The following is a 17,730-nucleotide window of genomic DNA, read 5'->3' as shown; positions in this document are numbered from 1 at the left end:
TCGGCACTCCAGGCATTGCTCTTTACGACTTCAAGCCCAGCTCAGAGCCAGGCGTGGTATGCGCTGAGCCGTTCGTTAGGGAATTTCTACCGCACGCGCGGTCCAAGGAATGGCTAGCGCAGGGCTTGCAACCAGTTCATTGCACGGTTCATATGCACGCCGAAGAAAGCGGCTGTAAAGCTACTTCGGCGAATAGTGATAAGTGTCATTCCATCAAGGCATCGATGTCGGCAAAAGTGGAGAAACGATCATGGGTTTGCTGAATAGTTTTCGCGAGCAGTACCTCAAGGGACGCGACGAGGAAATGTCGCTCGAAGAGTATTTGCTCCTGTGCAAGAACGACCCGCTGGCCTATGCCACGCCGGCCGAACGCATGCTCGCCGCGATCGGCGAGCCCGAGGTCATCGACACGCGCAACGATCAGCGCCTGTCGCGGCTGTTCTCCAACCGCGTGATCCGGCGCTATCCGGCGTTCCGCGAGTTCTACGGCATGGAGGAGGTGATCGCGCAGGTCGTCGCCTTCTTCAAGCACGCCGCTCAGGGCCTGGAGGAGCGCAAGCAGGTGCTGTATCTGCTCGGCCCGGTCGGCGGCGGCAAATCGTCGATCGCCGAACGGCTGAAAACCCTGATGGAGGCCTTTCCGATCTATGCGATCAAGGGTTCGCCGATCAACGAATCCCCGCTGGGCCTGTTCTCGCCCGATCGCGACGGCCCGACGCTGGAGGCCGAGTACGGCATCCCGCGCCGCGTGCTGTCCGGTATCGCCTCGCCCTGGGCACTGAAGCGCATGGAGGAGACCGAAGGCGATATATCGAAATTCCGCGTCGTGCGCATCCAGCCCTCGGTGCTCAAACAGCTGGCGATCGCCAAGACCGAGCCCGGCGACGAGAACAACCAGGACATCAGCTCGCTGGTCGGCAAGGTCGACATCCGCAAGCTGGAAGTGTTCAGCCAGGACGATCCCGACGCCTACAGCTACTCCGGCGGCCTGTGCCAGGCCAACCAGGGCATGCTCGAGTTCGTCGAGATGTTCAAGGCGCCGATCAAGATGCTGCATCCGCTGCTGACCGCGACCCAGGAAGGCAACTTCAAGGGCACCGAGGGCTTCAGCGCGATCCCGTTCAACGGCATCATCCTGGCGCACTCCAACGAGAGCGAGTGGCAGACCTTCCGCAACAACAAGCACAACGAAGCCTTCCTGGATCGCGTCTACATCGTCAAGGTGCCGTACTGCCTGCAGGTGTCGGAAGAGGTCAATATCTACCGCAAGCTATTGAAGAACAGCTCGCTGCACAACGCGCCGTGCTCGCCGGGCCTGCTCGACATGATGGCGCAGTTCTCGGTGCTGACGCGTCTGAAGGAGCCGGAGAATTCCAGCATCTTCTCGAAGATGCGCGTCTACGATGGCGAGAGCCTGAAGGACACCGATCCGGCGGCGAAGAGTTACCAGGAATACCGCGACTACGCCGGCATTGACGAGGGCATGACCGGCATGTCCACGCGCTTCGCGTACAAGGTGCTGTCGGCGGTGTTCAACTACGACCAGACCGAGGTCGCGGCCAATCCGGTGCATCTGATGTACGTTTTGGAGCAGCGCATCCTTCGCGAGCAGCTGCCTGAGGAAACCCAGCGCCGCTACCTGGAGTTCATCAAGGGCTACATGGCGACGCGCTATGCCGAGTTCATCGGCAAGGAAATCCAGACCGCGTATCTCGAGTCGTACTCGGAATACGGCCAGAACATCTTCGACCGCTACGTGACCTTTGCCGACTACTGGATACAGAACGAGGATTACCGGGACCCGGAAACCGGCGAATCCTTCGACCGCGGCTCGCTGAACACCGAGCTCGAGAAGATCGAAAAGCCCGCCGGTATCGCCAACCCGAAGGACTTCCGCAACGAGATCGTCAACTTCGTGCTTCGCGCGCGCAGCCAGCACGGCGGCAAGAACCCGAAGTGGACCAGTTATGAGAAGCTGCGTGAAGTGATCGAGAAGAAGATGTTCTCCTCGACCGAAGAGCTGCTGCCGGTGATCTCCTTCAACGCCAAGGCTTCGGCCGAGGACAAGAAGAAGCACGAAAGCTTCGTCACCCGCATGGTGACGAAGGGCTACACCGAGAAGCAGGTGCGTCTGCTGTCCGAGTGGTATTTGCGAGTTCGCAAGTCAGCGTAGTTGAGTTCCGCTTTAAGCGGAGGAGAAGACTCGATGTCGATCGTGATCGATCGTCGCTTGAATGATCGCAACAAGAGCGCCGTCAACCGCGAGCGTTTCCTGCGGCGTTACAAGGAGCAGATCCGCAAGTCGGTCGGCGACCTGATATCCAAGCGCTCGATCACCGACATGGACCGCGGCGGCGACGTCAATATCCCGACCAAGGATATTGGCGAGCCGACGTTCCACCACGGCCAGGGCGGCGACCGCGAGATGGTGCTGCCGGGCAACCGCAAGTTCAATCGCGGTGACAAGCTGCAGCGCCCGGATGGCGGCGGTGGCGGCGGTGGCTCGGGTGACGGCGAAGGCGGCGGTGATTCCAGCCAGGACGACTTCGTGTTCTCGCTGTCGCGCGAAGAGTTCATGAACCTGTTCTTCGACGATCTCGAGCTGCCGCACCTGATCCGCAACGCGGTCGGCGACGTGCGCGAATACAAGATGCAACGCGCCGGCTACACGCCAAGCGGCGTGCCGGCGAATCTGTCGGTGGCCCGTTCGCTGCGCCAGGCGATGGCGCGGCGCATCGCGATCGGCGCGCCGCTGCGGCGCGAGATGCAGGCGCTGAAAGCGGCCGAAGTCCCGGCCGACGATGAGATCGCCGAGCTGCAGCGCCGGCTCGACCGCATCCCGTTCCTCGACGAATTCGACCTGCGCTACCGCCACCGGGTGAAAGTGCCGCTACCGATTTCGCGCGCGGTGATGTTCTGCCTGATGGACGTCTCGGCGTCGATGACCGAAGCCAAGAAAGATCTGGCGAAGCGCTTCTTCACGCTGCTGTATTTATTTTTATCCCGCAAGTACCAGCGCGTCGAGCTGGTGTTCATCCGCCACACCGACAACGCCCAGGAAGTCGACGAGCAGGGCTTCTTCCACGACCAGCAGAGCGGCGGCACCGTGGTGCTGTCGGCGCTGAAGCTGATGCAGGAGATCGCGGTCGCGCGCTACCCTTCGGATGCCTGGAACATCTATGGCGCCCAGGTTTCGGACGGCGATGCCTTCGGTGCCGACCCCGAGAAGAGCCGCGCGTTCATGAACGAGCAGCTGCTGCCGCTGTCACGCTACTTCGCCTATATCGAGGTGCCGGACGACCCGATGCGCACCAGCCCGCTGTCCTACGCCTACCAGCGCATCGAGAGCGACAAGTTCGCGATGTCCACTGTAACCAGCAAGGGCGACGTCTACCCGGTGCTTCGCGAGCTGTTCAAACGGGAAGCCGCATGAGCACCCCACAAAGTAAACCGCAACGATGCGGGGACCCCGCATGAACGCTCTAGAGCCGGGCCTCGGCAGCAAGCTGATTTCCACCGGTGCCGAGTGGGATTTCGAGCTGCTCGAAACCTACGACCGCGCCATCGCCGACATCGCGATCAACGAGTACAAGCTCGACATCTTCCCGAACCAGATCGAGGTGATCGCGTCCGAGCAGATGCTCGATGCCTACGCCTCGCTGGGCCTGCCGATCGGCTATCCGCACTGGAGCTACGGCAAGGAGTTCATCCGCAACGAGCAGATGTATCGCAAGGGCCAGCGCGGGCTGGCCTACGAGATCGTCATCAACAGCAACCCCTGCATCGCCTACCTGATGGAGGAGAACAGCCTGCCGATGCAGGCGCTGGTGATTGCGCATGCCTGCTACGGCCACAATTCATTCTTCAAAGGCAATTATCTTTTTCGGCAGTGGACCAATGCCGACGCGATCATCGACTACATGGTGTTCTCGCGTAACTACGTGATGAAGTGCGAGGAGCGCTATGGCCACGAAGCCGTGGAGGCGACTCTGGACTCCTGCCACGCACTGATGAGCCACGGCGTGGATCGCTACCGCCAGCCGACACCGCTGTCCGCCGACGAAGAACGGCTGCGTCAGCGCGAGCGCGAAGAGTACGCGCGCACCCAGTACGACGACATCTGGCGCACGCTGCCGAGCAAGGGCGCCGGCAAAGGCGGCAAGCCGGGCGCCGAGCCCAATTATCCGCCGGAGCCGCAGGAAAACCTGCTGTACTTCATCGAGAAGCACGCGCCCAAGCTGGAGCCCTGGCAACGCGAGATCGTGCGCATCGTGCGCAAGATGGCGCAGTATTTTTATCCGCAGGGCATGACCAAGGTCATGAACGAGGGCTGGGCCACGTTCTGGCACTATACGCTGCTGAACCGGCTGTTCGACAAGGGCCTGGTCGACGACGGCTTCATGCTCGAAGTGCTGTCCTCGCACACCAACGTGATCGCGCAGCGCGGCTTCGACCAGCGCGGCTACGGCGGCATCAATCCATATGCGCTGGGCTTCGCGATGATGACCGACATCCGCCGCATCTGCGAAAACCCGACGCAGGAAGACCGCGACTGGTTCCCCGACATCGCGGGTGGCGACTGGCTCAAGGTCATGGACTTCGCGATGCGCAATTACAAGGACGAGTCCTTCATCGGCCAGTTCCTGTCGCCGAAGCTGATCCGCGAACTGCACCTTTTCGCAATCGCCGACCATGAGGACGACGAGCATCTGCTGGTCGACTCGATCCACAACGAGCAGGGCTATCGCCGCGTCCGCCAGCTGCTGTCCCACCAGTACAACCGCGACGGCCAGGTGCCGGACATCCAGGTCACGCGCTACGACCACCGCGGCGACCGCTCGCTGACCCTGGCCCACCGCCGCCACCGCGGCCGCCCGCTCGACGACAGCAGCTCGTCCGAAGTGCTCAAGCACCTGTCGCGGCTATGGGGCTTCAACGTCCGGCTGCAGACCATCGACGACAACGGCAAGGTGCTGGAACAGCGCGAGACTCGGGCCTGAGCGGCTCACCCGGTAAAGGCTAGGCTGTAGACGCCCGACGCAATCAACGAAGCTCCAATGAGCCTGGCTGCGGCGACACCCCAGGGCGTCGACTTCTCCAGTGCGACCAGAATGCTGATCAGGACAATGAAGGCGAGATTCATTATTCCGCAAACGAACAGCACCGCCATCAAGGCCCAGCAACAGCCCAGGCAGAACAGGCCGTAGTGAAATCCGAGTCGCAGTCCGCCACCGGCACCGCGGCGCCAGTTTTCGCTGATGAACCCGGCCGGAGAGCGGCAGCGCGAGAGGCAGCTACGCTTGAGCGGCGTCCATTGGAAAACGCCGGCCAGAATCAGTGCGGCGGAACTGATTCGTGCATCGCTCAGCTCCATCATCGGGTTGAGCAGGCCGCGCTGAAACAACTGCCACTGCAGCAAGGTCGCTGCCGCGCTGAACGCGGCCCAGGCGAGCATATAGCCGGCCGCGAATGCATAGACGCGCAAAGCGGGCGGCCCGCCGGCCGTGTCGCTGCGACATATCCCGCCGTACAGCAATAGAGCCGGCGCCAACGACGGCAGCATCATCGCCGCCATCATCACCGTCCACATCAGCAAGATCAGCGCGCCGTAGCGCAGGTCCCAATGCGCCGCCATCATCCACATTGAAAGCCCGCTCATGGAGCCGTACATGTCGAGTGCGGCCGGGACCAGCCAGACCCAGGCCAGCGTGGCCGCCGTCAGCGGAGCGGCGAGATACAGCAGGCGCTCGCGGCGCAGCAGGGCCTCGACCGCCGTCGGTGAGGCTGCAGCGCCGGACACTTTCGCGAACTACCGGATGACGCCGTGGGTGCCCCAGTGCAGCTTCGCGATATGCGCATGCGTATCGTCGAAGTTGAGTTCGATCGGCCCGGAGGTTCTGGCCTTGCCGATCAGGAATTCGGCTTCCTCATATTCGAAGCCCCGCGGAATCTTCACGCTGACCGCATGCGCCTCGCCGGTGATGGGGTTCCTGATCGATTCCGCCCTGCCGTCGAGCAGGTCGCTGACGCGCACGCGTGCAGCGCGCCCCTTGTAATCGATTGAAAGTTCGATAGGGCTGACTTGTGTCGGCAATACCTTGGTCAGCGTGGTGCTGAAGACTTGCGTGATCAGGCTGCCCGGATCGGTTTCCTGCCCACTGGCAATGGCTTCGATCGCGGCCTTCTGCGGCCCGCTGGCACTGTCGTCGACGACCACCATGGCCGTGCCGCTGCCCAGATGAATCGGGCCCGGCCAGGCGAACAGGCCACCCCAACGCAGGCCATCCAGTTGGACGTCGCCGAAATGCCCCTGGTCGATCTGTACGAACATGTATGCGCGGCAATGGCCGTGACTCGGCAGCGCGTTGAACTGGCAGGGGCAACCGATATTGCAGTTGCAATGCGATACCTGGGTCCCTTGCATCGACCATTCGACGAATGCCATGGTGTCCTCCTGAGTGATACCTGAAGTCCTTGGAATATACGCCCTTGGAGCCCGTGCGGCGGGATACGCTCCGCTTCTCCCGCCGAATCACATTCCACAGGCGTGACCGTCCGATTAGGGCTGATTCAGGCGACTCGCGACCGAGGTATATGTGCCAACAGCCGACGCTCATCGACTTCACCTGGCCCAATGGTAGGGTGGACAAAGCGTAGCGTGCCCACGCGACGCCCTACACAATGCAGGTATGTCCCGTTATCGTCGCAACATGGTCGCTGGCGCGACCTATTTCTTCACCGTCGCCCTTGCCGATCGATCTGGCCACCTGTTGGCCGAACACATCGACCGGCTTCGGCAGTCGTATGGCCAAGTGCAGCGGCAACGGCCGTTCGACACCGTCGCGATCTGCATCCTGCCTGATCACCTGCATGCGATCTGGACCTTGCCGCCGGACGACGCGGATTTCTCAACTCGATGGAGCCAGATTAAAGCCGGCTTCTCGCGAGGCCTCCCCGCATCGGCCACCCGCTGCGCGAGCAAGTCGAACCGACGCGAAAAAGGCATCTGGCAGCGGCGCTTCTGGGAGCACCGATTTCGAGACGAGCGGGACTTGGAGCAACATGTCGATTACATCCACTACAACCCGGTCAAACACGCCCATGTCAGCCGAGTTGCGGACTGGCCTTATTCAAGCTTTCACCGATATGTGGAGGGAGGCCTGCTGAGCTTGGATTGAGCAGGAGCATCGGAAGAACCTTCTATCTCGGCAGGCGAACGGCGGTGAAAGCGTGGGCACGCTACGCTTTGCCCACCCTACGCTTGCTCTCCCCGCCCATCCGAGGAATTCAACACCTCGAACCCACGGCTTCGGGCCATGAACCAACGCTCTCGCGGGCCTTGTCAGCGAGCGACCGGATGACCTCTATTTCTCAACAAGCGGTCCGGACATTAGAACTAAGGACTCACTCCCTCCGGAAGTGACGAATGCGAGGCCATCGTCCCCCCAACGTATTAGCTGGCCAGATATATTCTGGGACGGGAATCTCGCTACCCACAACTCTTTGCGAGTCGACAACTCGACCCCCTCGATCGTCACAACGGAAGGCCCGGCGGTCGCTGACTGCTCATTCGTCAAGAAATATGCGCGGTCGCGTGGTGCATCTAAAGCGAGCCGGTAGCTTCTCGGAACGTTGTCGCTATTCGGAGCGAATGTGAACGGCGCCACGAGTTTCATTGTATTCGTGTCGAACGCGGCTCCGCCGTCCCAATACAGAGTGCCCGCACTGAATTGCAAGTCGCCGGAGAAAAGTAGCACGCCCAGGGACGTGTCAGCCGGAGCGGTCTGCACGGCAGAGAGTCCTCCATTCGAAGCCGTCACTCGTTCAACGAAGTGGCCCGTAGAGGTACTCAGACCCGCAAAAATAGAATTGCTGTCGTTACCCCAGGAGAATGCACCCAGGAACTCCGCATCGGTGCTCACGATTGATTGCGGACGCGCTGCACCATTGTCGAACACTGTCACGGTGGTTGTCGGCGTCGGCAGCTCAATGGCGATAGTATTTGGCGAATCGGGAGCTTCCTTGATTGCCGTTACATATTGGTTGGCCGCCAGTGAAATGGTGGACTCAACTCCCAAATCCGAAACGCGGAGCCTGTACACAATACCCGGCGCTGCTGCGTATAGATATTGCCGGTCCCTGGACATCGATAGCGTTCCAGGCGTAGTAATCAGAGACACCGCGGTTTCGATTTCCCCCAGAAATGGATCGATCTGCGCAATCGTGTCGGGGTACAGGGGTGAGTCGCCGGGAATAAGTGCGTAGATCTTTTTAGTAACGTCGCTCCAGACTATGCCGCCCGTCACAATTGGCAGAGTGGTGACCTGATAATCCGTTCCAGCTGAGCCGTCAACTACATATGTGAGCTGTACCGTCCACGGGCTGCCATGCGCCGGAGTCGAACAGTTGGCATCGAAACATACCTTCACTTCCAGCGTGTCGTTATATATCCCCGGTCCGATCTCCGAAGGTGCAGCCAACTTAACGGTAACTACTCCATCCGCAGCCTGATCTGTACGGCTCGCAGACGACTCAAAGGTGATGCCGGTAATTGCTGCGGACGTATTGGAGTCGATAAAAACATATGCACCGCGCGGTGGAAGATTGATCGCGCTGACTTGAAAGGATGTCGTCATCGCAGTCGTCTGACTGGAAGATGCTTCGGCCTTGAGAAAAAGCGGAACGGTGACATTGGTGATCGGCGTGGTATCGCCAGTCACGACATAGGCGACATCCACGGTTTGGGGGCTGCCAGGCACTTGTTGAGAGCATGCCGCGTCGTAGCAAGCCGCGATAGTTAAGGTATCGCTGTACCTCCCAGCCCCCATAGTTGTGGGCGCAATAAACGTGATCCCATTGACACTCCCGGCGCCGCCATCCATGACGCCGTAGATCGTTTCACCAATCGCTGGCGCCAACTTCGTGTTAGTACCCGCAAGAGGATTCCCACTGCTGGATTGAAAACCGGTCACACCGTTCGAGGCAACACCACCGATCGCCCCACCGGTATACGCAATCGAATAATAGTACTGACCTGCCTGCGGGTTCTTGATCGTAAAAGTCAACGGATTATTTACTATCGGGCCACCGGTTGAAGTGTCCGAACGAACAGAAACCGACCTCGTGGATAGACTCAAACTCTCTCCTTCGTTTCCGCCGGCTGAACTCCCTCCTCCTCCGCCACAGGCGGCCATGAGCGCCGTCAAGCAAAGCAACCAAACCAGCAAGGACGGCGAGCGACAGGAGAGGTTCGTCATTAGGTCAGGACCATAGCGATCGTAGGCCCCTCATTCTGACAGCTGATGCTCGTATGCTGAGGCCAGGTTGTGTACGAATATGTGACGAAAGCCCAGTCTTACAGCGGAAATCCTTTAAAGCAGCCATGCGTGGTCGGTTCCGCGACGGCCGGAAGAATGGCAGGAAATCCATGTCCTCCTAGGCTGAAAGCGGACAAGAGGCCGCCAAACTCTGTACGTCGATCGCGCTTCTTAACGCCTGCAACGCACCCAGGATCTGCTCGGGTTCCCGCATCGCCCGTCGGGCCGTAGCGACTGCCGACACAGCGGCGGACTTGTCAGTTACTGCCCAGCAGCCCCCATTTCAGATCTTCACGGATGAATTGCTCGGTCAGGGTTTGCTCGTGCGATTCAAGATAGCGCCGCAGAGATTCGGCCACGATGGACTCAACACTGCCGGCCCAGCCTTGATCCACCAGACGCTGCGCCTGCTTGACCAGTTGATCCGGGACTGTTGCTTGTATTGTCGCGTCCATGGGTGTGTTCCAAAGAGTTTCGCGATGACAGCTTGGCAACTATTTCAATGCCCGCTCCGGGCTGCAAGCAGACACTCATCACGCGCCGCTTCAGCGATGACGAACGCCCCCTCCGGTCACCCGCTTTCAATTCCGGCTCGGGCGCCCATCGCAGCACCCTGCTACTCCGCCGCGTAAAGCGCCCGGTGCCAGTCGCGGAAGAACAGGAACGAGCACATCAGCGCGGCGGGTGCCGGCAGCGCCGCGCAGGCGACCCGCAACCAGGGCGAGACGAAGCCGTGCTGGTCGGCCCACCCGATTGCGGCATAGAACGGCGCGCCGAAATACGGGATCGATAGCAGGCCCGTGGGACGCAACAGGTGCCGGAAGGAAGCCAGGCCATCCTCCGCCAGTGTCAGTCGAAGCGTCCATTGGATCGCCACCACGCAGCTGGCGAGGTACGCGCTCGCCAGGTAGAACCAGGTCACGACATCATCCGGTCGCCCCACGAATGAGGTGGCCGCCAGTATCAGGATCGGCGGGAGGACGGCGACGATGGAGTCGCCCAGCGTTGGGATGTGCCGCCGCGAAATCCCGATGTGCGAATACACAATCCACACCGTGAGCGCGGACGTGCCGTTGGCAAAGAGCTGGCCCCAGGTCAGCAGGCTGTCGGTTGTCAGCGGCCAGAGCGTCATCCGCGCTCGCGCCTCGGTTACGAGGTCCTGGAACACCAGGCCCACCAGCACACTCACCAGCGTGATGAAGAGCGCCGGAAATTGTTCACGGACGCGCTCAAGCAGCTTCGACGAAGATTCGACCATGTGGGGCGGGCCACTCCATCGCGCCGGTTCCGGTTCGGAGCCAGGAGTCTGCCATGGACGCGCATCGATCACCCTCAGGCCGCGCTTAACCCCATTAGCTCGGGGAATGGCACTAACTTGAAGTCCCCTCTCCCGCAAGCGGGAGAGGGCGGCGCGCCAGCGCCGTGATTCCGCCGCAGCCGCTGCTATGACGGAGCAGCCTCAAGCCCTCACCCCCCGCTGCGCGGGACCCTCTCCCGCTTGCGGGAGAGGGGATGAGGCACGATCCGTTCGAGCATGGGAAACTTGAGCCTCTACCGGACGGCTGCCTGCGATGAGCCCGGGGAGCCGCCCAAGGGCAAACTTCGCAAGCGCCGTCACGACATTGATACAACATTGATCAGATCGACCTACAGGAATCCGTCGAACGGGGGCCGGCTGCGCACCGGCGCCGTATTCACGCGGCCGCTCGCGAGCCGCGAAACCGGCAACGGAGCGAACACACCGCCATGAGCACGCGCCCGGCCACGCTGCGCTTCTTCCAAGAACTGCAGCGCCGCAACGTCCACCGCGCCGCGGTGTTCTATGCCGGCGCGGCCTGGCTGATCGTGCAGGTCGCGACGCAGGTGTTCCCGTTCTTCGACATTCCGAATGCGACGGTTCGCGTCGTCGTGATCGCAGTGGTGGTCGGCTTTCCTTTTGCGATGGCGTTCTCGTGGTTCTACGAGTGGACACCGCAGGGCATCAAGCTGGAGAGCGAGATCGACCGCAGCGCCTCGGTCACGCAGCAGACCGGCAAGGCGATGGATCGCTGGATCATCGCCGTATTGAGCCTCGCAGTCGTCGTGCTGCTGGCCGACCGGCTGGTGCTGCACCGGAATGCGATTGAGCCGGTAACAACGGCGGCGGTCGGCAAATCCATCGCCGTGCTGCCGCTGGCGAATTCCACCGGTGACCCGTCCAACGACTATTTCTCGGACGGCATATCGGAAGAACTGATCTCGTCGCTATCGCGGCTGAGCAGCCTCAAGGTGATCGGCCGCACCTCGTCGTTCCAGTTCCGCAACACCCGCGACGACAGCAAGACCATCGGCGAGAAACTCGGCGTGGTGTACCTGCTGGAAGGCAGCGTGCGCAAATCGTCGGATCGCGTGCGCATCGCCGTCGCGCTGGTGAAGTCGGCCGATGGGGTCAACGTCTGGTCGGAGACTTATGACCGCGAACTCAAGGACATCTTCGCGGTGCAGAGCGAGATCGCCTCTTCGGTGGCAGGCCAGCTGAAGATCGCGCTGCTCGGCAACAACGCGCAGGCGGTGCAGACACCGACGGCGGCGACGCCCTCCAATCAGAACGTCGAGGCCTACAACGCGCTGCTGCAGGGCAACTACTACTTCCAGCGCCGTACCGCCGAGGATTATCGCAAGGCCGTCGACTGCTACGAGCAAGCCATCCGACTCGATCCGGATTACGCGCTGGCCTGGGCCCGGCTTTCCAGCACGCTGACGCTGGCCGCGAGTACGCTCGGCGGCACAGCCGACGAAATACGCCAGTCGATGGCCAAAGCCCGCAGCGCGGCCGATACCGCGCTGCGCCTGGCACCGGATCTGGGCGAAGCGCACTTCGCGCGCGGCATCCTGCTGCAGAACGGCGATCTCGACTGGATCGGCGCCGGCGCGGAGTTTCACCGCGCGCTCGAACGGCTGCCCCAGGACGCCTTGCTGCTGATGACCCTGGGTTTCAGAAAAGCGAACGAAGGCCGCTTCGACGAAGCGGCTGTGCTGTACCGCCAGGCCTTCGTCGTCGATCCGCTGTTCAGCACGGCGCTCTATTACCTTGCACGCACGCTGACCGGCAAGGGCGCCTACGATGAAGCCGAGGCCGCGCTGCGCAAAGCCATCGAGCTGCAGCCGCTGGGCAGCCAGAGCTACATGCAGCTGGCGATCCTGCAGATCCTGCGCGGCCATGCTGCGGCCGCGGTCGATCTGGCCAAGCAGGAAACCAATCCGTTCTGGCGCAACTACGCCTTGTCGCTCGCCTACTACGCCAACGGCGAGCGCGCCGAGGCCGATGCGCAGCTCAAGCAGCTGATCGACGAAAACGCCGACAGCAGCGGCGCGCAGATCGCCGCCGTGTATGCCTTGCGCAAGGAGCCCGACAAGGTCTTCGAATGGCTGGAGCGTGCGCGCGCCACGCATGATCCCGGCGCGTTCCTGGTTCGCGTCGATCCTTTCCTGAGCGCCTACAAGGACGATCCGCGCTACGTGGCGTTCTGCAGGAAGATCGCGCTGCCCGGCCCTGGCGACCCGAGCCCTTGAAAGCCTGGATCAGCTCATCCTTGGTGAAATCCAGTGCGCGCAAATAAGGGACGGCTGGTCATTGGCAAACTTCACGGCGACGCGCCAGCGCAAGGACAGGGCCTGCCCGCCGAGCACCCCGAACTGCAACTTAGACTGAAGTAGATCGCCGCGTGGGTTCCCGCCCACGCGCCGATATGCATAATTGCAGGAAGTGAAGGTGAATAATCGCAAACGGGCTCGGATGTTCGGCTCAGCGCTTCTTTGTGCGTGCGTGCTGCTCTCTGCATGCATGAGCAGTCCGACCAGCAGTGGAGAGACCCCGGTTGAGATTCACAGTACGGCCGCCCACCGGTTCGGCCCACTTACGCTCCTCACTGTCTATAACGCTTTGCAAGGCGAGAGCGGTAACGAGTCCTGGGTAGAGCTTCCCACCACGGCGTCTTACTTTGACCACTATAAGGTGCGGGTGGAGTTGGCCCCTCCGATCACCGAGGAGTCTACACGGCAAGCCGAGTTGCCAGTTGATCGCATCAGTGCAGCGATGCGCTCTTTATCGGAAGTTACATCTTGCGTCGTCCCGGTCGGCGACATTCGAGTACGGCTCATTGCTCCCGGAACTGGATACAACGCAAAAGCAACCACAGCGTCGTTCAGCAGGCATCCAGACGCGCTCTTCGTTTTAAGAAGCGGCGGCGATTTGCAGATGCTCTCTGACGCGGTGCGGATAATTTCACATGAACTCTTCCATGCGATCGCACGGGCGGGGTCCTGCTCAAGGGCCGGGGCAAGTGGTAGCGAAGAGGAAGAAAGAGCTTCCAAAACTATCGAAACATGTGTTGCTCTGGATACACTCGGAGTTGCGAGCCGAGCCGGTTCCGAGTACAGCGAAGCTCGTCGACAGAAGATCCTTCAGCACTATCAACTCGATGATCCAATAGCACGCACCGCTCGAGGCCTTCTGGGCGCAGATCCGACATATGACCAGCTTTTCATGAATGATAAAATAAGAAAGTCCGACCAGGATCGGAGCCAGGTGTTGATGCAACTGTGTCGCGCTCGGGCACTCGGTATCCTTCACACCTAGATACCAGGGACACCCCCGCGAACGCTATAGCGCCTCCAGCAGGTGTGCCAATCGTAGGGATTATTGTTAGCTTCAGGGTCGCCCGACGCAGGTTCGTCGTACTGACAGCGACTTTTCCTAGACGCGGTCGAGGCCTACGGGCCGCTTCGCTCTGATGCACCTCCATTTCAAATCGGATTTTGCCTACACGCGAGTTTCGGCCTGCGGGCGCGTTCGCACAAGCGGCGCTCGAAACAATCAACGACGAGAACCGCGTGGGCAGATGAAACCTGCCCACCCTACACTCGCTGCACCGCAAGTATCCAATCGGCAGTTTGAATTCCAAACTCCCAATTAGCTTGATTGAGAGCGTCATCTACCGTTGCATGAAAAGTATCCGTTACCTCGCCACGGTCAGCGTCAAAGTGCAGCAAGTAAAACCCGTCTTCATCGAATTTGACGAGCTGAAGAGAATGCGCAGGCGGCAGGACCTCTCCGCCCTTCACATGTCTCGTTTTGCCAGTTGCAACATGTGCGGGAGTCAAGGTTACCTGCTTCAAAACGGTGTAGTCGCTCATAGCCACTGTGGGTCCGGAATGATTTTAACGAGCGTATTTTCTATCACTTTTCCAACAGAACACGGTCAATCGGCGCGGGCAATCGTCACCGCCCGCCAAAAAAATCGAGCTGGCCGCTGGCGGGTTCGGATTTGCCGCTGAGCTTCCAGCGGCGCAGCACCTCATATCGATAAGGCTCGCCACCGCCGCGGACCAGCATGAACTCGTCGATCGTCCACAGTACCGGCGGAATCCGTATCGTCGCCTGCTTGATCGGGGCGCGGTAACTGATCGTGATGTGCGCCGTGTGGCCGGCCAGCTCGTCCAGATGTTTGGCGGCCAGCGCGTTGCGGAGCGACTGCAGCAGCATCGCAAACTCGTCCGGCACTCGCGATGGCTTGAGCGACCAGTGGATCGACTCCCGCCCGGCCCTGCTTTGCAAGCGATCGATGCCGAGCAAGAACGGCGCGGCGCTCACCGCCGAACCCGCTTCGAGCAACAGGCGCAGGTTCTCGCCGGTGTTGTTGTAGCGATCCGACAGGGATTGATGCCAGCACAGCGGATCGAACATCCCGTCGCCGAGTCGGGCTCTCAGACCGGTGCTTGCAAAGGCGCGGACCAGGGCTTCACGAGTTGAAGGCTCGGGCATCGCCATCAAAATCAGCGGCGACATGTCAGGGCCGGCCGTCCCGCCAGTTGGCGTTGCTTCCCCAGAACTCGACGCGCAGCCGATCTGATCCATGAGTCATGAGTATGTCTTCTCCAAGCACCAATCGCAGGACGGAAATCTGATTTGTTGCAGACTACCGGATTCAATGATGCCGTGGCCAAGGACAACTGCGGGAATAACCGCTTCGGCGTAATAGACGGCTAGCCCCGACGCAGGGCGTATGGAGGCGGTGCCGTTGTATACGCCGAGATGGGGACACGCCGCATGCGGATATCGATAGGCGCCTGTGACCTGGAGAAAGCGTCGCCGTGGCAACGAGATAAGTGCATGCCGAAACTGAAGATCGCCAATGAAGCGCTCGCCGGTTCGATCGAGAACGAAAGGATGCGGTCCGAAGCACGCTTGCGATCGGTTATCGAGGCCGCGCCGAACGCGATGCTGATGGTCGGCGAAAAAGGCCTGATCACGCTGGTCAACGCCGAGGCGGAAATTCTGTTCGGCTACGATCGATGCGAGCTGCTGAACAAGCCGACCGAGATCCTGATACCCGACCGATTCCGGGCGCAGCACCGCGCGCTTCGCAGCAGCTTCTTCAAGCATCCGGCTGCGCGTGCGATGGGCGATGGCCGCGGGCTGTTCGGGCTGCGCAAGGATGGGACAGAAGTGCCCGTCGAGCTGGGCCTGAATCCGCTCCAGATCGATGAAGGCACATTTGCGCTGGCGTCGGTGATCGACATCAGCTCCCGATTGAACACCGAACGACTGCTTAGAGCCGAAGGCGCCAACCGCCTGCGTCGGTCGATTCTCGATACGATCCCGTTCAGCGTGATTGCGACCGATCTGGAGGGCCGGATCGTGTCCTCCAATCCGGCCGCCGAGCGCTTGCTGGGCTACGGGCGCCAGGAACTCGTGGGCCTGTCATGCCTGTCGATCTACGAGACGCAAGAACTGGAGGAGCGCTCGCGCAATCTGAGCCGGCAGCTCGAGCAGCACATCAGCTCCGATTTCAGCGTGATCATCGCGTCGGGCCAGCCAGCCCACGGCGACGAAAGCGAGTGGACTTACATTCGCAGGCAGGGCGACGGTATCCCGGTCAATGTCGCAATCGCGGCGCTGCGCGACGACGGCGGCTCGATCACCGGCTTTCTGCAAGTCGCCTACGACATCACCCAGCGAAAAAGGGCCGAGGGCCTCATCCGCCATCTGGCCCATCACGATGCGCTGACCGGCTTGCCGAACCGGGCGCTGATGCTCGATCGGCTCGACATGGCGATCCGCACTTCGGTGCGGCATGGCGGCCAGGTCGCGGTGCTGATGCTCGACCTGGATCACTTCAAGAACGTCAACGATACGCTGGGGCACCACATCGGCGACCGCCTGCTGCTCGAGGTGGCGGAGCGCCTGAAACGATGCGTAAGAGACGTGGATACCGTTGCCCGGCTGGGCGGCGACGAGTTCGTGATCGTGCTCGCCGAGGGCGAGTCGCGCAGCGCCTTCACGCCGATCCTGAAGCGGATCGTGGATTCCCTGAATGACCCTTCCCGGGTCGACGGTTTCGATTTCCTGGTGACGGCCAGTGTCGGAGCCAGCCTTTATCCAACCGACGGCCTCGATACCGATGATCTGCTGAAGTTCGCCGACCAGGCGATGTACAAGGCCAAGTCTCTCGGACGCAGCCAGTATCAATGGTTCGATCGGTCCCTGATGAAACTCGCCGAGGATCATCTGGCGTTGGGCGGCGCCTTGCTGCGCGCGATCAACGAGGACACGCTGACGGTCAATTACCAGCCCTTTGTGTGCCTTTCGACCGGAGCGGTCGAGGGCATGGAAGCGCTGGTGCGCTGGCAGCACGACGGCGTCGATATCCCACCCGAGCGGTTCATCCCGGTGGCCGAACAGGCCGGCCTGATGGTCCGGCTCAGCGACTGGGTATTGCGGACAGCCTGCAGGCAAGGCGTGGAGATCCAGGCCGCGACCGGACGTGCATTGATGCTGTCCGTCAATGTGGCGTCAGGACAGTTTCGGGATCGCGGCTGGCTGGACATGGTTGAATCAGCGCTTTCCGAATCCGGCTTTCCCGCGGGCAATCTGGAGATTGAAATCACCGAAGGGACCTTGATGCGCAATCCTGATGAAGCGGCTGCCATCTTGCACGCGCTTCAAAAACTGGGCCTTCGCGTCGTCGTCGATGATTTTGGTACGGGTTATTCCAGCCTGTCGTACCTGACCCGGTTCCCGGTCGATAAGATCAAGATCGATCGCTCCTTTGTCCGGGGCCTGGGCGTCAATATCGCCGACGAGGCGATCACCAGCGCCATCATCGCAATGGCCCAGACCCTGAAAATGACGGTCACCGCGGAAGGGGTCGAATCCGAGGAGCAACTGCAATTCGTGCGCGGCCGGGGTTGCGATCAGGCGCAGGGTTTTTTGTACAGCAAGGCGGTTCCGGCCGAGGCTTTCGCTGCTCTGTACAAGCGCCTGTGACTAGCGCCCATAGAGGGCGCGGGTCGAACTCGGCCTGTGATCGGACCGGCTTTCGGGAACTCGTACACGAACTGATCTGCATGCCGCTTGATCTGCGGAGCGCTG

At 61.1% G+C, this 17,730-nt stretch carries 13 protein-coding genes; 6 read left to right on the top strand and 7 right to left on the bottom strand.

The genetic code is table 11. The annotated features are described in order from the left end of the window. The first annotated feature begins 250 nt into the window (after positions 1-250). The 3 genes from JWQ90_RS28660 to JWQ90_RS28650 are packed head-to-tail and all read left to right on the top strand — an operon-like array spanning position 251 to position 5,000. A complete protein-coding gene (locus JWQ90_RS28660; protein WP_299698516.1) occupies positions 251-2,173 on the top strand; it encodes a PrkA family serine protein kinase in 1,923 nt (640 codons plus the stop codon). Positions 2,174-2,206: 33 nt separating this feature from the next. Then, positions 2,207-3,433, top strand: coding sequence for a YeaH/YhbH family protein (locus tag JWQ90_RS28655; protein WP_299698515.1), 1,227 nt, complete (start codon positions 2,207-2,209; stop codon positions 3,431-3,433). A gap of 40 nt (positions 3,434-3,473) precedes the next feature. Then, positions 3,474-5,000 carry a SpoVR family protein gene (locus tag JWQ90_RS28650; RefSeq protein WP_299698514.1) on the top strand — a complete coding sequence of 509 codons (1,527 nt, stop codon included), beginning with the start codon at positions 3,474-3,476 and terminating at the stop codon, positions 4,998-5,000. Positions 5,001-5,005: 5 nt separating this feature from the next. Here JWQ90_RS28650 and JWQ90_RS28645 read toward each other — a convergent pair whose 3' ends face one another. Next, the gene (locus tag JWQ90_RS28645) at positions 5,006-5,800 is read right to left on the bottom strand and encodes a DUF2182 domain-containing protein (RefSeq protein ID WP_299698513.1); all 795 of its coding nucleotides are present in this window, start codon (positions 5,798-5,800) and stop codon (positions 5,006-5,008) included. Positions 5,801-5,809: 9 nt separating this feature from the next. Then, on the bottom strand, positions 5,810-6,445 hold the full coding sequence (locus tag JWQ90_RS28640) for a DUF1326 domain-containing protein (RefSeq protein ID WP_299698512.1): 636 nt from the start codon (positions 6,443-6,445) through the stop codon (positions 5,810-5,812). A gap of 244 nt (positions 6,446-6,689) precedes the next feature. Between JWQ90_RS28640 and JWQ90_RS28635 the strand changes: the two genes are divergently transcribed. Continuing rightward, positions 6,690-7,178, top strand: coding sequence for a transposase (locus tag JWQ90_RS28635; protein WP_299698511.1), 489 nt, complete (start codon positions 6,690-6,692; stop codon positions 7,176-7,178). A 186-nt stretch (positions 7,179-7,364) separates the two neighbouring features. Here the strand turns inward: JWQ90_RS28635 and JWQ90_RS28630 are convergent, their stop codons facing one another. The 3 genes from JWQ90_RS28630 to JWQ90_RS28620 form a co-directional block, all read right to left on the bottom strand. Continuing rightward, positions 7,365-9,065: a hypothetical protein gene (locus JWQ90_RS28630; RefSeq protein WP_299698510.1), complete on the bottom strand. Its 1,701-nt coding sequence runs from the start codon at positions 9,063-9,065 to the stop codon at positions 7,365-7,367. Between the two features lie 509 nt (positions 9,066-9,574). Beyond that, entirely contained in the window at positions 9,575-9,772 is a 198-nt protein-coding gene (locus JWQ90_RS28625) for a hypothetical protein (RefSeq protein ID WP_299698509.1), read from the bottom strand. A gap of 161 nt (positions 9,773-9,933) precedes the next feature. Continuing rightward, positions 9,934-10,575, bottom strand: a complete 642-nt coding sequence (locus tag JWQ90_RS28620; protein WP_299698508.1) for a hypothetical protein — start codon at positions 10,573-10,575, stop codon at positions 9,934-9,936. Between the two features lie 488 nt (positions 10,576-11,063). On the opposite strand from JWQ90_RS28620, the gene JWQ90_RS28615 reads away from it, so the two are divergent. Further along, complete coding sequence (locus tag JWQ90_RS28615; RefSeq protein WP_299698507.1) at positions 11,064-12,869, top strand: tetratricopeptide repeat protein; 1,806 nt, start codon at positions 11,064-11,066, stop codon at positions 12,867-12,869. 1,344 nt (positions 12,870-14,213) lie between these two features. On the opposite strand, the gene JWQ90_RS28610 is transcribed toward JWQ90_RS28615, so the two are convergent. Next, entirely contained in the window at positions 14,214-14,492 is a 279-nt protein-coding gene (locus JWQ90_RS28610; protein ID WP_299698506.1) for a hypothetical protein, read from the bottom strand. An 85-nt stretch (positions 14,493-14,577) separates the two neighbouring features. Next, on the bottom strand, positions 14,578-15,144 hold the full coding sequence (locus JWQ90_RS28605) for a hypothetical protein (protein ID WP_299698505.1): 567 nt from the start codon (positions 15,142-15,144) through the stop codon (positions 14,578-14,580). Between the two features lie 324 nt (positions 15,145-15,468). Here JWQ90_RS28605 and JWQ90_RS28600 point away from each other — a divergent pair, with 324 nt between their 5' ends. Beyond that, entirely contained in the window at positions 15,469-17,625 is a 2,157-nt protein-coding gene (locus JWQ90_RS28600) for an EAL domain-containing protein (protein WP_299698504.1), read from the top strand. Positions 17,626-17,730 lie beyond the last annotated feature (105 nt).

This window comes from Hydrocarboniphaga sp., assembly GCF_028291725.1.
Classification (GTDB): Bacteria; Pseudomonadota; Gammaproteobacteria; order Nevskiales; family Nevskiaceae; genus Hydrocarboniphaga.
Note: the sequence above shows the minus strand (reverse complement) of the source record. Positions and strands in the feature narration are given on the sequence as shown.

What these genes read in the sequence shown, in the direction of transcription:
- JWQ90_RS28640 (WP_299698512.1), bottom strand. Translation starts at nt 6,445, where the DNA reads ATGGCATTCGTCGAATGGTCGATGCAAGGGACCCAGGTATCGCATTGC.
- JWQ90_RS28600 (WP_299698504.1), top strand. Translation starts at nt 15,469, where the DNA reads ATGCCGAAACTGAAGATCGCCAATGAAGCGCTCGCCGGTTCGATCGAG.
- JWQ90_RS28615 (WP_299698507.1), top strand. Translation starts at nt 11,064, where the DNA reads ATGAGCACGCGCCCGGCCACGCTGCGCTTCTTCCAAGAACTGCAGCGC.
- JWQ90_RS28625 (WP_299698509.1), bottom strand. Translation starts at nt 9,772, where the DNA reads ATGGACGCGACAATACAAGCAACAGTCCCGGATCAACTGGTCAAGCAG.
- JWQ90_RS28610 (WP_299698506.1), bottom strand. Translation starts at nt 14,492, where the DNA reads ATGAGCGACTACACCGTTTTGAAGCAGGTAACCTTGACTCCCGCACAT.
- JWQ90_RS28660 (WP_299698516.1), top strand. Translation starts at nt 251, where the DNA reads ATGGGTTTGCTGAATAGTTTTCGCGAGCAGTACCTCAAGGGACGCGAC.
- JWQ90_RS28605 (WP_299698505.1), bottom strand. Translation starts at nt 15,144, where the DNA reads ATGTCGCCGCTGATTTTGATGGCGATGCCCGAGCCTTCAACTCGTGAA.
- JWQ90_RS28620 (WP_299698508.1), bottom strand. Translation starts at nt 10,575, where the DNA reads ATGGTCGAATCTTCGTCGAAGCTGCTTGAGCGCGTCCGTGAACAATTT.
- JWQ90_RS28655 (WP_299698515.1), top strand. Translation starts at nt 2,207, where the DNA reads ATGTCGATCGTGATCGATCGTCGCTTGAATGATCGCAACAAGAGCGCC.
- JWQ90_RS28635 (WP_299698511.1), top strand. Translation starts at nt 6,690, where the DNA reads ATGTCCCGTTATCGTCGCAACATGGTCGCTGGCGCGACCTATTTCTTC.
- JWQ90_RS28650 (WP_299698514.1), top strand. Translation starts at nt 3,474, where the DNA reads ATGAACGCTCTAGAGCCGGGCCTCGGCAGCAAGCTGATTTCCACCGGT.